This window comes from Arthrobacter sp. B2a2-09, from assembly GCF_027587375.1.
Classification (GTDB): domain Bacteria; phylum Actinomycetota; class Actinomycetes; order Actinomycetales; family Micrococcaceae; genus Arthrobacter.
Genome location: NZ_JAMXIC010000039.1, coordinates 1 through 14,648, shown reverse-complemented (window position 1 = coordinate 14,648; position 14,648 = coordinate 1). Strand labels below are relative to the sequence as shown.

Below are 14,648 nucleotides of genomic sequence, written 5' to 3'. Positions count from 1 at the left end.
TGTTTAACGCACCTCACACATCATTAGTTTCCCAAAGCAATCAATTAGGCGTATAGTTGCTTTAGGCAAACAAAAGTGAGGTGTCTTCCATGGCTGTCGCATCCAGCACAGCAACCGAACTCGTCCATCAGATTTTCGATCTGCAGCGGGTGCTGCGTTGCATCGTGACCGCGAACATCGCGAAGGATGCCGACGTCGGCTTCGCCCTGCAGGGAGTCATGCGCTTCATCGGCGAGGGGGAGTCCCGGGCCACGAAGCTTGCATCCCGACTCGGCGTCAGCCCCCCGGTCCTCAGCCGGCATATCGCCGAACTGGAGGAACTCGGTTTGGTGGTCCGGCGCCCCGATCCCGCCGACGGCCGCGCACAATTGGTGGCCCTCTCCGAATCCGGAATTGAGAAGGTCCGGGACTTCGAAGAACAGCGCAGCATCAACTTGCGGGCCTACCTCGCGGAATGGAGCGAGGAAGACGCCCTGGAGGCAGGGCAGGTCCTGGAGAAATTGACCACATCACTCAACCACTCAGTCCGGGCAACGGCGGCCGGCTCCCACCACTCGAACCACACAGCTTAGGAGCAGCAGCAATGGCAACCCGAATACAAGAACGTTCGACGGCGGTGCCGGCGTCATCCGCGCCCATGACGCACCGCCAGATCATGGAGGCCCTGACGGGCCTTCTCGCGGCATTCTTCACCGCTATCCTGAGCAGCACCATCGTGGCCAACGCCCTGCCGACCATCATGTCCGATCTCCACGGCACCCAAACGGACTTCGCGTGGGTCATCACGGCCGCGCTGCTGGCCAACGCCGCCACCACGCCCATCTGGGGCAAGCTCGCCGACCTCTTCGACAAGAAGCTCCTGGTCCAGCTGAGCATCGTGATCTTCGTGGCCGGCTCGGTCATGGCCGGCTTCTCCCAGAGCATTCCCTTCCTGCTGACCGCCCGCGTCATCCAGGGCATCGCGATGGGCGGCCTCACCGCCTTGGCCCAGGCCATCATCGGCACCATGATCCCGCCGCGGGACCGTGGCAAGTACTCCGGCTACATGGGCGCCGTCATGGCGGTCGGTACCGCAGGCGGACCGCTCCTCGGCGGATTCATCGTCGACAGCCCGCTCGGCTGGCGCTGGACGTTCTTCGTCTGCGTGCCGCTCGCCGTCATCGCCCTCATCCTGCTCCAGGTGACCCTCAAGATCCAGCACATCAAGCGCCCGGCCAAGACCGACTGGCTCGGTTCCATCCTGCTGACCTCCGGCGTGAGCCTGCTCCTGATCTGGGTGTCCTTCGCCGGCAACCCGGACTACTACGACTGGATCTCCTGGCAGTCCGCCCTCATGGTCGGCGGCGGCGTGCTTCTGCTGGCCCTGCTGGTGCTGGTCGAATCCAAGGTGGCCCAGCCCATCATCCCGCTGAAGATCATTTCGCAGCGCACCACCGCATTGGCGATCCTGGCCTCCGTGGCCGTCGGTATCGCCATGTTCAGCTCCTCCACGTTCCTGGGCCAGTACTTCCAGGTAGCCCGCGGCGCTACACCCACCGAGGCCGGCCTTCTGACGCTCCCCATGATCGCCGGCAACCTGTTGGGCTCGGTGGCGTCTGGCCAGCTGATCAGCCGCTACGGCAAATGGAAGCGGTTCCTCCTGGCCGGCTCCGTGCTGCTGGCCGGCGGCCTTGCTTTCACCGGCACCATCAACCACACCACCGAGCTGTGGATCACCGGCTGTTTCACCGCCATCTTCGGCCTGGGCCTCGGTCTGCTGATGCAGAACCTTGTCCTCGCGGTCCAGAACACGGTCCGCGCCGAGGACATCGGCACGGCCAGCGCCTCCGTATCGTTCTTCCGCTCCGTGGGCGGTGCGATCGGCGTCTCAGTGCTCGGTGCCATCATGGCCACGCACGTCAAGGACCTTGCCACCCAAGGCCTCGCCGCGGCCCACATCCCCGTGAGCGGAGGCTCCAGCAATGCGAGCATGGACCTGACGGACCTGCCCGCCCCGATCCGCGACATCATGCGTGCCGCCTACGGCGATGCGACCGCCCAGATCTTCATGATCTCCGCCGTCATTGCCCTGGTCGCGTTCATCGCCGTGCTGTTCATCAAGGAAGTTCCGTTGCGGAAGACAGTGGACGCAACGCCTACGAAGGAACTGCTGGCAAATGCTTCCGGCGAGGCCGGTATGACCCTGGACACCTCCGCGCTGCCGGTTATCGAATCCGCCGACCTTCCTGACGCAGCGCTTCTCCAAGCAGCCGACGACGGCGGCACCCCCTTGGGTGCCAGTCGCGCCCGTGCGGCGGCCGAGAAAGAGCACGATGAGCTGGACCTCGAGTTCGCCCGGATCCTGACGCAGGAACGGCCGGACCCTGCCGCAGGCCTGCGCGAGGTCCAGGACCAGCTTGCCCGCACCCAGCGGCTGCTGGCCGAACAACAGCTTCAGCTGAGCCGGGCACAGCGCGAGCTCCAAGTGCGCGTGCACGAGCAGCTTGCCACCGCCGTCGAGCAGTCGCGGATCGCTGAGGAGTTGGCCGCGCTGCGCAAGGAACTCAAGCGTGAACGCCGCCGCCAGGAAAGGGCTGCCTTGCTGCTCCTCGCCGGCGATGCCCCGAGGGCAGGGGAAACCGGGCGGCACGCGGGCTAACCGGCCCGCCGCAGGATCAGTCGCGGGCCGGGGGAGCCCGCCGCAGGATCAGTCGCGGGGCCACCGCAGGGCTTAGGAACCCTGCGGTGGCCCGCGGTACGTCGCAAGGATGATATTTAGCTATCAATATTTCGCTGAGGCAACGGATTTCGTAGAGTTGAGGGACTAATACTGTCAGCGCCTGCTGCTATCCATGTATTTAGTCATTCGCGCACTCTCATTCGCACTCTCATTAAGGATCCGTGGGCATGCTTGTCACCCTGATACGGCGCTACTCCAAGCCGTATTTGCCGCAGATACTGGCCGTCATCATCTTCCAGTTGGCGTCTACCATTGCCACCCTTTACCTTCCAAGCCTCAACGCAAAAATCATCGATGAAGGGGTATCCCGGGGGGATACCAACTACATCTGGCAAACCGGTGCCCTGATGCTCGTGGTCGCGCTCGGCCAGGTCATTGCGGCCATCGCGGGGGTCTACTTCGGCTCCCGCGTGGCCATGGCCATGGGCCGCGACTTGCGCAGGGACGTCTTCCGCAAGGTCAGCAGCTTCGCGGCCAAGGACGTCAACAGTTTCGGCGCACCCACCTTGATCACCCGCGGCACCAATGACGTCCAGCAAGTCCAGATGCTCATGCTGATGGGCCTGAACTTCATGGTGTCCACGCCCATCATGTGCGTTGGCGGCATCATCATGGCCTTGCGCGAGGATCTCAGCCTCTCGTGGCTCGTCTGGGTCTCGGTGCCCGTGCTCGTGGCCGTGGTTGGTTACCTCGTGGTCAGGCTCATGCCGCTCTTCCGCTCCATGCAGAAGAAGATCGACGCCATCAACGGTGTCCTGCGTGAACAGATCATCGGTATCCGCGTGGTCCGTGCCTTCGTTCGTGAACCGTACGAGGCCAAGCGCTTCGGCGACGCCAACAAGGACCTCACCTTGGTTTCGGTCAAGATCGGCAACCTGTTTGTCTTGATGTTCCCGGCCATCGGAATGATCCTGCACCTTTCCACGGCGGCAGTGCTGTGGTTCGGCGGCCAAAGGGTGGATGCGGGCAACATGCAGGTGGGTTCCTTGACTGCCTTCCTGCAGTACCTCCTGCAGATCCTCATGGCCGTCATGATGGGTACCTTCATGGCGATGATGATCCCGCGCGCGTCCGTGTGTGCGGACCGCATCGGCGAGGTTCTCGACGTCGAACCCTCCATCCACGATCCGGAGGCGCCCGTAGCGCCCGCGGAAAAGAGGGGTCGCGTCGAATTCCGCGATGTCACCTTCAAATACCCCGGCGCTGAAGCTCCCGTGTTGAGCAACATTTCCTTCACCGCGGAGCCAGGCCAGACCCTCGCCATCATCGGCTCCACCGGCGCAGGCAAGACCACCCTGGTGTCGCTGCTGCCGCGACTGTACGACGTCGCGTCCGGCGATGTATTGCTCGACGGCGTTCCGGTCACCAGCCTGGACCGCGATGAAATCACCAGTCGCGTGGCCACGGTGCCGCAGAAGCCGTATTTGTTTTCCGGAACCATCGAGCACAACCTGCGCTTCGGCAAGACCGATGCCACGGACCAGGAACTTTGGGATGCCCTGGAAACCGCACAGGCCAAGGACTTCGTCATGGAAAAGTCTTCCGGCCTCAACCGTCGGGTGGCACAGGGCGGCACCAACGTTTCCGGTGGCCAGAGGCAGCGCCTCTGCATCGCCCGGGCCTTGGTGACGCAGCCAAAGGTCTACCTCTTTGACGATTCCTTCTCGGCCTTGGATGTGGCCACGGACGCCCGCCTTCGCAGGGCGCTGAAGGAAAAGACGCAGGATGCCACGGTCATCATCGTGGCCCAGCGCGTCTCGACCATTGCGGACGCGGACCAGATCCTGGTCCTGGACAACGGCAGAATCGTTGACCGCGGCACCCATGAAGAACTCCTGGAAACGTCACCCACGTACCAGGAGATCGTCGAATCCCAGCTGAGCGCGGAGGAAGTGGCATGACCGAACAGAATCAGCAAAAGCGCGGCTGGGCCGCGAAGGCCGACGCATCGAAGGCTGCACGCGAAGCCGCGGAAGCGAAGGATGCAACCGCAACCGATGCCGTAACAGCGGTGGACGATGACGACATCGAAGAAACCGAATACACGCCAGGCGAAGCCGACGGCGGCATGTTTGGCAACCTACCGGCCAAGAAGGCCAAGGCTTTCGGACCGTCGGCCAAGCGGCTCCTGGGGCTGCTCAAGCCAGAGGCCGGCGGGGTGGTCTTCGTCATCGGCCTCGTCGTGGTCTCGGTCGTCCTGAACGTCATCGCCCCGAAGATCCTCGGCAGTGCCATGGACGTCATCTTCGGCGGTGTCATGGGCAAGCAATTGCCTCCCGGCGTGAGCCAGGCGGCCTTCGCCGAAGGCCTCCGCCAGGCTGGCCAGAACAACTTCGCGGACATGGTCTCCAAGATGGAGCTCAGCAACGGGATCAACTTCTCCAAGCTCACGTTCCTGATCTCGATCGTGCTCTTGATGTACTTCGTGGCCAACATCTTCCTGTGGGCCCAGGGCTACATCCTGAACAAGATCGTCATGAAGGTGATCAACCGCCTCCGCAATGATGTCCAGGCCAAGCTCAACCGCTTGCCCTTGAACTACTTCGACACCCGCCAGCGCGGCGACATCCTCTCCCGCGTGACCAACGACGTCGACAACGTCCAGCAAGGGCTGCAGCAGGCGTTTGCGCAGCTGGTCAGCTCGGTGCTGACGGTCTTCGGCATCACCATCATGATGTTCATCGTTTCCTGGCAGCTGGCCCTGATCGCGCTGGTTGCCTTGCCGCTCTCCGGTGTGCTCGCCGGCGTGATCGGCTCGCGCAGCCAGAAGCTGTTCGCTGCCCAGTGGAAGAACACCGGCTCGCTCAACGGCCAGATCGAGGAATCGTTCTCGGGCCACGAGCTCGTCAAGGTCTTCGGGCGTGACGCGGACATGCTGGAGCGTTTCGACGAACGCAACGAAGCCCTGTACAAGGCTTCGTTCGGGGCACAGTTTGTTTCCGGAATCATCTTCCCGGCCATGAACTTCGTCTCCTACCTCAGCTACGTGGGCATCGCCGTCGTCGGTGGTTTGCGTGTGGCCTCCGGTTCCATGAGCCTGGGCGACGCCACGGCGTTCATCCAGTACTCGCGTGAATTCACGCAGCCGCTTGGCCAGATCGCCGGTATGGCCAACATGCTCCAGTCCGGTGTGGCTTCCGCCGAGCGCGTTTTCGAGTTCCTGGATGCCGATGAGGAAATGCCGGAGAACGCGGCCCGTCACCTGCCCCCGCGCACGGACGGTCACGTCGAGTTCGAGAACGTGTCCTTCAGCTACGTTGCCGACAAGCCGCTCATCGAGAACCTTTCCCTCAGCGCGGAGCCCGGACACACCGTGGCGATCGTCGGACCCACGGGTGCGGGCAAGACCACCCTGGTCAACCTCGTCATGCGGTTCTACGAACTCAATTCGGGGCGTATCACCCTGGACGGGGTGGACATCAAGGAGCTGAGCCGTTCCGAGCTTCGCTCCAAGGTGGGAATGGTGCTCCAGGACGCTTGGCTGTTCGGCGGGACTATTTACGACAACATCAAGTACGGCAACCTCGACGCCACCGAGGAACAAATCATGGAGGCGGCCAAGGCCACGTATGTGGACCGCTTCGTGCGTGCCCTGCCGGATGGGTACCAGACCATCATCGACGAGGAAGGCAACAACGTCAGCGCGGGCGAGAAGCAGCTCATCACCATTGCGCGGGCGTTCGTTTCCGATCCTTCGCTGTTGATCCTGGACGAGGCCACGAGCTCCGTTGACACCCGCACCGAACTGCTGTTGCAGAAGGCCATGGCTGCGCTCCGCACGGATCGCACCAGCTTTGTCATCGCCCACCGTTTGTCCACCATCCGCGACGCCGACACCATCCTGGTGATGGAAAACGGAAGCATCGTGGAGCAGGGCAACCACAACCAACTGCTCGCATTGCAGGGCGCGTACTACCGCCTCTACATGTCGCAGTTCGCTGGTGAGGATGCCGAGGAAGTCGTTGTGGATGACTCGACGGCGGTGCACAGCTGAGCGCGGATACGGGAATAGTGGCAGGGGTGGATCCGGAGGCTACGGAAACCGCGGAGACCCCTGGCCAGCGCATCAAGGTGCTTGTGCCGATGCGTTGGGGCGACATGGACGCGTACGGGCACATCAACAACGTCCAGATCGTGCGCATGCTCGAAGAGGCTCGCATCGCGGCCTTCGGCCCACCCCGCGGTGCCGGACTCCCCGGAGTTGAACCGCCGGTCTCCATTTTCAACGATGTTCAAGACGGGGTCATGACCCTTGTGGTCGAGCACAAGGTCCGGTACGTCCGGACCTTGGAATACCGGAACATTCCGGCAGTTGTCGAGATCTGGGTCGGCGCCGTGAAGGGGGCAAGTTTTGACCTGCATTACGTCATCAAGGATCCCGTGACCGGCCAGGACTGCGTCAACGCGAGTACCCATCTGGCGTTCGTCGACGAGGCCACGGGCCGTGTCCGTAGGCTCACTCCGGAGCAGAAGCAGCAGCTGGCGCCCTATCGGGCCTAGCGAAGCATTGCAGTAGCGCCCTGTGCACCCCGGTGGCCGTAGAGTTTCCCCATGAAACTCGAGATCGTCGCCGTCGGTGCCCAGGGCGCTGCCGTTGCCGCTGAAGAAGGCGCGGACCGGATTGAACTTTGCGGCGCCTTGGAGCTTGGGGGACTGACCCCGAGCCAAGGCCTGATGGAAGCCGCGCAGGAAGCTGCCAACGGACGGCTGGAGATCCACCCGCTGATCCGGAGCCGGCCGGGGGATTTCCTGTACTCCGGTGCCGATTTGGACACCATGGACCGCGAGATCCGGTTCCTGCTCACCCAGGGAGCCCATGGGGTGGTCATCGGAGTCCTCACGGCCGCCGGTGAAATCGACGTCCAGGCCACTCGACAGCTCGCCGACACGGCCTTGGAGACGAACCCCAACGCCCAACTGACATTCCACCGGGCCATCGACCAGACTCCAGACCCCGTGGCCGCCGTCGAGCAGCTCGCGGAACTTGGATTCACGCGGGTGCTCAGTTCCGGGGGCGCCGCCACCGTGGGGGCGGGGATCTCGACACTCGGGCGCATGGTCGAGCGGGCAGCGGGGCGGCTTGAGGTCATGGCAGGTGGCGGACTCGCCCTGGATGATATCCCCGCCCTGCACACGGCAGGACTGAGCGCGGTCCACCTGTCAGCCAAGGCCACGGTTTCGACGTGGAAGAACCGGGCCGGTGCCCTCGATTCGCCGGATTCTTCAGACCCGACGGCGTATATGGTCACTAACCGGGACCTCGTCAGGGCCGCACGCGCCGCTGCGGGGTGACATCCCAACTGACTCGCACTTAATGTCGTTTAGAGGCTCCAAAACGACATTAAGTGCGAGTCAGTTGGGTGGTTCCCTTTACACAGCGGCGACTTGGGTCAAGGATAGATGCAACATTGCGATTGAATCTGCCACCTGGGAGTCACAAAGATGCAAAACCTGAGCTTCTCCACCATCACCCTGAACATGGCGGAGCTAGGCCCCAATAGCCCGTTGCCGGTGGTCATGGCAGAACTGGACCAGCCGTACAGAATCGGCGACGGGGTCCCGGAGGAACTGCAGGCCGCGGCACGCTACGGGCAAGTGCCGAACATGTTCCCGTACTTGGTGCAGGACGGATACTCGCGCGAGCGGACCGCCCACGAAGTGCCCGCCGTCGTGCTTGAGAACAGCAAACTGCGTGCCGTTGTCCTCCCTACCTTGGGCGGCCGGCTGTGGGAGCTCTTCGATAAGGCGTCGGGAAAGCAACTCCTCCACACCCACGGGACCCTGCAGTTCGCCAACATCGCGCTGCGCAAGGCCTGGTTCGCGGGCGGGATCGAATGGAACATCGGCACTCGCGGGCACTCGCCCACCAGCTGCGATCCGGTGCACACCGCCATCGTCAGAACGCCCGAGGGCCACGATGTCCTGCGCATGTGGGAGTTCGAACGCCTCCGCGAAGTGGTTTTCCAGGTGGACATGTGGCTTCCGGAGGACTCGGACGTGCTCCTGACTGCGGTCCGGATCCGCAACCCCCATGACCACGACGTCCCGATGTACTGGTGGAGCAACGCCGCCGTTCCCGAGTCGGCGGAAACGCGCGTGATCGCGCCCGCCACCGAGGCCTTCGGCAGCGATTACACCACCGATATCGCCCGCGTCCGGCCCACGGAACACCAAGGAATGGATGCCACATGGCTGGTCAACAGCCCGAACGCGGCGGATTTCTTCTTCGACATCCAGCCCGGGCACCGGCATTGGATCGCCGCGGTAGACCACGACGGCGACGGCCTGGCTATGCTGTCCACGAGCCTTCTGCGGGGGAAGAAGTTGTTCGTGTGGGGTCAGGGCGACGGCGGGAAGCGCTGGCAGGAATGGCTCAGCCCCGGAGCCGGCCCCTACGCGGAGATTCAAGCCGGGCTGGCGCAAACCCAGTTCGAGCACCTGGTCATGCCTGCCGGCGCCGAGTGGAGCTGGGTAGAGGCTTACGGCAACGCGAAGCTGGACCCCGCAACCTCCCACGGCCAGGATTGGGACGCAGCCGTGACCCACGCCAGCGCCCGGCTTGAGGACCTCGTCCCGGACGCGGAGCTTGAAGTTGCCCTCGCCGAAGCGGCGCGGAACTATGCGCTGCCTCCGGGCGAGATGCTGGTGCGCGGCAGCGCTTGGGGTGCTTTGGAGAGTGCCCGACGGCGACACTCAGGCCGCGGGTGGCTGGACGAAACCGGCACTCCCTTCGCCGATGAGGCAACCCCTGACGCCATCGAGGAAACAAGCCCGTGGCACAGCCTCCTGGAGGGCGGGCGTTTCATGGGTGCAGGGAGCTTCGTCGCTGGAGCCGATTGGGAAGAGCTGCTAGCAAAGGATGGGGGAGCAGAAGCGCTGTTCCACTTGGCCACGATGAACCACGCCCGCCAGGACCTCGCCGCTGCGATCGCCGGGTACGGCGCCGCCCTGACTGCCGACGCCCTCTCGCCTCGTTCCAGGGTCCTCGCCCACAGGGGCCGGGCCCTTGCGCTGCTTGCCTCCAGCAAGGCAGAAGAAGGCTTGGCTGAGCTTGCCGCCGCGAGCCGGCTGGAGCCCGCCAACATTCCCTTGCTCAGCGAAGCGATGACCTTCAGCATCCGGCACGGAAACCCGGCCCAAGCACTCGCTTTGGCGAGCGAGGCACCTGCCGGAATGTCCGACGTCGGACGCGTCCGGTTCCTGACGGCGCTCGCCCTCGCGGGTGTCGGCAGGGGCCAGGAGGCGGCAGGGATGTTGCGTGACGGCGTCGAGATACCGGACATCCGGGAAGGTGAGGATGGGATCGCCGCCTTGTGGCAGGAAGTGTTCCCCGAGGAGCCGGTGCCTGCCAATTACCGCTTCGGAATGCACTGACTTCCGGGGTGCACCGGCGCGGGGCGCATGCGGCAGGAGGCAATATGTGGGACGCATGTGGCAGAACGCGTGAGGCGGGACGCATGTGGCGGGGGCGCCGACTTGGCGGATGCCAGCACCAAGACAAACCATGTAAGTTGGCATGGTGACTCCCTCCACCAAAACCCCACTGACCCGTGCCCCCGGTATCTCCAAGGAGATCGAAGATGCGGCGTGGTTTGTGCTGGGCCCGGGGCTGCAAGGCAAGGCTTCGGCGCTCGACGCCAGTACCCGCACTTGGACGGTGGACGCCGCCGGCGAGCTCCTGGAGCGCTTGGAACGCGGCGTCGGAGACTCCAAGGCACCCATGATGACCAACCTGCGCCAAAACCTGGAAGGGGCTTCGCGCGAGGCGAAGTTGCTCGCCGTCGAGCTCCTCTTCCTGCAGTCCCTGCCCTTGGCACACGAGGTCAAGTCGCTCAAGGTGAAGCGCGCCCGCGTTGCCGAAGCCGCGTCCTGGCTCGATCCCGAGCTCGAGCTCCCCAAGGAGCTGTACCAGGGGATGACCGATCACGGCGTCATCCGTGACCGCACCGCGGAGTTCAACTGGACCATCTGGGACCACCTCACCTGGTTGTGCCGCTTCGTGACGCACGTGGATGGCCAGTCCAACGCGAGCATCAACAAAGCCCTCAAGGACCCGCTGAAATTCCACGAGCTCGCGGCGGCAACCCCCGAGGACCAGCCAGCCATCCGGCGCAGCATCGAATACTTGGCGTGGCCCAGCTACTTCGAGCCCGTGGTCGCCGACGTTGAGCGGCGCGAAATCCGGGATGCCTTCGCTTCGCTCGTCGGCGGCGCCCACGGCGAAACGGAAACTGACATCACCGCGGACGTCCACCGCATCCGGCTGCACCTGGACGAACAGGCCGGCCAGCGCATCGATTGGTACGATCGCCAGCTCGTCAGCCAATGGCGCAAAGTGGGAGATCCGGGCCGCCGTGCGTGGCTGCTGCGTACGCACCAGGACTCTGCCGAGCTCCTCGCCGCCTGGCGGGACGAGGAAAAGGCAACGCTCGACGTCGAACACCTCCGCGAACTCACTCCCGGGGTGACAGCGGGTGTTGTCCAGCACGCCGTGGACGAGGACTACAAGCACCTCGGCTACGTGGAGCGGGAGGACTCCAAGACCGCTGTTTTCGCGTTCCTGACGGTGATGAAGCCCGGCGACCTCGCCCTGTTCCAGAACTCCGGAGTCATCAGGATCGGCGTGGTCCTGGGCGAGCCGGAACACAACGAGGACAACCGCCGGCTCCGCCGCAAGGTGCGCTGGTTCGATGAGACCCACCCGATTGCCGAGGCACCCCGGCACGTCCAGCGCCAGCTCTCCACTTCGGGCATCGTCGTGGACGTTACCAGGGTCATCCAGTCGCTGCAGGCACTCCTGCCCGCCGAAGCCGAATCCGACGGCGAGGAAACCGCCGCCCCGGATACCGTCGTCGAGCCCGTGATTGAAGGGTTCCGCCCCCTCACCGAAGAGTTCGCAGCTTCCTTGCACATGGAGCTTGAGCCGCTGACGGAGATTGCCGAGCTCCTGGAGGAGAACCGCCAACTGGTGCTCTACGGCCCTCCGGGCACGGGAAAAACCTACCTCGCCAAGCACTTGGCCGCCGAGCTCGCGGGAGACAGCACCGATGAGCGCGTGAAGCTGGTGCAGTTCCACCCGTCCTACGCATACGAAGACTTCTTCGAGGGGTACCGGCCGGACAAGACCGACGACGGCCAGGTATCGTTCAAGCTCGTGGCCGGACCGCTGCGTCGCCTCGCGGAAGAAGCCGCCAAGCCCGGAAACTCCAACAAGCCGTACTTTCTCATCATCGACGAGATGAACCGAGCCAACCTGGCCAAGGTGTTCGGTGAGCTGTACTTCCTGCTGGAATACCGCGACGACCGCATCTACCTCCAGTACAGCCCCAACGAACCATTCAGCCTGCCGGACAACCTGTACATCATCGGCACCATGAACACGGCAGACCGCTCTATCGCCATGATGGATGCGGCCATCCGCCGTCGCTTCGCGTTCGTGGAATTGCATCCGAAGGTGGAGCCAATCCGCGGTTCGCTCCGGCGGTTCCTCACGGCCCGCGGCCTGGACACCCTCAACGCGGACCTGCTTGACGCCCTGAACGACTCCATTGACGATTGGGACCGGGACCTGATGATCGGGCCCTCCTACTTCATGAAGAACGCGGCCCAGAACCCCGCCGGGTTGCGCCGGATCTGGAAGTACGAACTCATGCCGCTCCTGGAGGAGCATTACCACGGTCAGTTGAACCGGGCCCAGCTGGAGGAGCGCTTCGGTCTGGACCAGTTGTTGGGTCGACTTGCGGTCCGCTAAGACCGCGCCACCGCGGCCGGCCCGCGCCCCGGGTATCGGAAAGCCTGCAGTCCGCGCATCCACGAAGGCTCCGGCCGTGCGGCACCTCGTCATGGACGAGCTCTCCGGTGGCATCGTGGACAAGCTTGATCCGGACACCGCCGCGTTGCTCAACTCCAGTGGGCTCGCGAAGGCCTCGCCCATGGGGATGGGCCTCTACCGCATTGAGCCGGTGGGCAAGGTCGGGTCCGTGCGGACGCCGACCGTCCAGTTCGAGGTACGGCCCAAGGACCGCCTGGGCTTGAACCGGCTGCTGTTCCTCCTCAGCTACGCCGGGGATCAGGGATTCCGCGAGGATTCCGTGGCCGCCGTCGAGCACAAGGACCTGTGGAGCGCCCTCGCGGAGTCGCTCGCCCAGTTGGCGGAGCGGGCCCTCAGCCGCGGCCCGCTGCAGGGGTATCTCACCGTGGACGAGTCCCTCCGGACGGTCAAGGGCCGCATCCGGATCTCGGACCAGATCTCGCGCCGCCCAGGGATGCTGGTTCCGCTGGAAGTCTCCTATGACGAGTTCACCGAGGACATTGCCGAGAACCGCATTCTGCGTGCTGCCCTTGAACGGATGGGCAAGGTACCCGGCGTACGGCAAAACGTCTTGAGCCGCTTGCGGCAGCTCAAGGGAAAGCTCGACGCCGTTACGCGGCTGCAGTCCGGGGCGCCCCTCCCGCGGTGGCAAGCGAATCGGATGAATCTTCGCTACCACCCTGTGCTCCGCTTGGCCGAGCTCATCCTGCGGAATGCCTCTGCCGAAGCGGGAGAGGGAAAACAGCAGACCGCCTCGTTTGTAGTGGACATGTCCACTGTGTTTGAGGAATTCGTGGGCGTGGCATTGCGCCAGGCCATGCGGGCGCATCCAGGTGAAATGCGGCTCCAATACGGCGCCACCCTCAACGAAGCCGTGCGGGATTCGGACCGGCTCACAGTGCGCCCCGACGCCGTGCATTTCCTGGGTGGCAGGCCCGCGGTGGTGTACGACTCCAAATACACCGCAGCCACGGATTCCGGGGCATCGCTGAATGCGGACCACTACCAACTCCTGGCCTACTGCACTGCCCTTCAAGTGCCCACAGCATGGCTGGTCTACGCGGGCAAGGGAGAGATGAAGCTGCGAAGGATCCTCAACACGGACATCGACATTGTGGAGTACCCCCTGGACTTGTCGCGGCCACCGTCGGAGATCCTTGCCGCCGTCACGGACCTGGCCCAGCAGTCCTGGGGAGAAGTGGTGCGCCAGGCTCGACTGTGACGTGCCGGCTTGTTCCGTCTGGGCGGTTCCGTCGGGACGGCAGGCGGGCTAGCCTGAGAGGGCAGTCATTCGCAGACGGAGGCATCATGCACGGCAAGAAAAAGAAGAAGTCCTGGAAGGACATGACCCCTGGGCAACGGGTGGGCATGCTCGTGGTGGGTGCGGGACAGCTGGCGCTGCTCGTCGCGGCACAACGCAGCATTTCCAAGACCCCCGCGGCCCAGATCAGGGGAAAGAAAGCCGTATGGCGGGCCGCATGCTTCATCAACTTCTTTGGGCCGCTGAGCTACTTCCTGTTCGGCCGCCGTCGAGGAACTGCGTGAGCTGATTCTCCAAAGCCGAACGGTCCCGCAGTTCGCATTCCCACACGGTGAGAACGTCCCATCCTGAGGCTGTCAGCAATTCGCGCTGTCCGGCGTCGCGCTCCCGAGTGCGGTTGCGCTTGGCCTCCCAGAAGTCCGCGTTGGCCGTCGGTGCGTGCCGGCCTGCCTTGCAATCGTGGAAGTGCCAGAAGCATCCGTTGACGAAAATGACCTTGTGCCGGCCGGCAAACACGAGATCCGGGCTGCCGGGCAACTTCCCGCCCGCTGCCCGCCCATGGAGTCGGTAACGGTAGCCCTTGGCATGCAGCAGCCGACGGACCACGAGCTCGGGCTTGGTGTTCTTACCCCGGATCTTGGACATGTTCAGGCTGCGTTGCTCAGGCGTCAGCAAGTCGCGGCTCTCGCCCATATCCTCAGTCTACGCAGCGCTCCCTGCAACGCTCGCTCACGTATGCGGGCACTTCCTGGGACGCTCGCTCACATATGCCGCCCAAAACCGGTATATATCAAGCTGTTTGTGACAGCTGGGTGGTTTGTTTGTTGTTGATCCCGGCGACCGGAGGGGCTCCCGGC

Annotated in this window: 11 protein-coding genes; 10 read left to right on the top strand and 1 reads right to left on the bottom strand. The window is 64.0% G+C overall.

Translation table 11 applies throughout. The features are described 5' to 3' along the window. Positions 1 to 89: 89 nt before the first annotated feature. The 10 genes from NFJ07_RS24270 (at position 90) to NFJ07_RS24225 (ending at position 14,075) form a co-directional block, all read left to right on the top strand. Positions 90 to 572, top strand: a complete 483-nt coding sequence (locus NFJ07_RS24270; protein ID WP_269998534.1) for a MarR family winged helix-turn-helix transcriptional regulator — start codon at positions 90 to 92, stop codon at positions 570 to 572. A gap of 11 nt (positions 573 to 583) precedes the next feature. After that, positions 584 to 2,638, top strand: a complete 2,055-nt coding sequence (locus tag NFJ07_RS24265) for an MDR family MFS transporter (RefSeq protein WP_269998533.1) — start codon at positions 584 to 586, stop codon at positions 2,636 to 2,638. A 248-nt stretch (positions 2,639 to 2,886) separates the two neighbouring features. Continuing rightward, positions 2,887 to 4,620, top strand: coding sequence for an ABC transporter ATP-binding protein (locus tag NFJ07_RS24260; RefSeq protein ID WP_269998532.1), 1,734 nt, complete (start codon positions 2,887 to 2,889; stop codon positions 4,618 to 4,620). Next, positions 4,617 to 6,713, top strand: a complete 2,097-nt coding sequence (locus NFJ07_RS24255; RefSeq protein WP_269998531.1) for an ABC transporter ATP-binding protein — start codon at positions 4,617 to 4,619, stop codon at positions 6,711 to 6,713. The genes NFJ07_RS24260 and NFJ07_RS24255 overlap by 4 nt, the downstream gene beginning before the upstream one ends. A gap of 89 nt (positions 6,714 to 6,802) precedes the next feature. Next, positions 6,803 to 7,219 (top strand): acyl-CoA thioesterase, encoded by a 417-nt coding sequence (locus NFJ07_RS24250; RefSeq protein WP_269998553.1) that lies wholly within the window; start codon positions 6,803 to 6,805, stop codon positions 7,217 to 7,219. A 51-nt stretch (positions 7,220 to 7,270) separates the two neighbouring features. Next, a complete protein-coding gene (locus NFJ07_RS24245) occupies positions 7,271 to 8,011 on the top strand; it encodes a copper homeostasis protein CutC (RefSeq protein ID WP_269998529.1) in 741 nt (246 codons plus the stop codon). A 150-nt stretch (positions 8,012 to 8,161) separates the two neighbouring features. After that, positions 8,162 to 10,093: a DUF5107 domain-containing protein gene (locus NFJ07_RS24240; protein WP_269998528.1), complete on the top strand. Its 1,932-nt coding sequence runs from the start codon at positions 8,162 to 8,164 to the stop codon at positions 10,091 to 10,093. Positions 10,094 to 10,235: 142 nt separating this feature from the next. Beyond that, positions 10,236 to 12,470 (top strand): McrB family protein, encoded by a 2,235-nt coding sequence (locus NFJ07_RS24235; protein WP_269998527.1) that lies wholly within the window; start codon positions 10,236 to 10,238, stop codon positions 12,468 to 12,470. A gap of 91 nt (positions 12,471 to 12,561) precedes the next feature. Beyond that, entirely contained in the window at positions 12,562 to 13,752 is a 1,191-nt protein-coding gene (locus tag NFJ07_RS24230) for a 5-methylcytosine restriction system specificity protein McrC (protein WP_269998551.1), read from the top strand. A gap of 86 nt (positions 13,753 to 13,838) precedes the next feature. Further along, entirely contained in the window at positions 13,839 to 14,075 is a 237-nt protein-coding gene (locus NFJ07_RS24225; RefSeq protein ID WP_269998526.1) for a PLDc N-terminal domain-containing protein, read from the top strand. On the opposite strand, the gene NFJ07_RS24220 is transcribed toward NFJ07_RS24225, so the two are convergent. Next, on the bottom strand, positions 14,017 to 14,484 hold the full coding sequence (locus NFJ07_RS24220) for a very short patch repair endonuclease (RefSeq protein WP_269998525.1): 468 nt from the start codon (positions 14,482 to 14,484) through the stop codon (positions 14,017 to 14,019). The genes NFJ07_RS24225 and NFJ07_RS24220 overlap by 59 nt on opposite strands. Positions 14,485 to 14,648 lie beyond the last annotated feature (164 nt).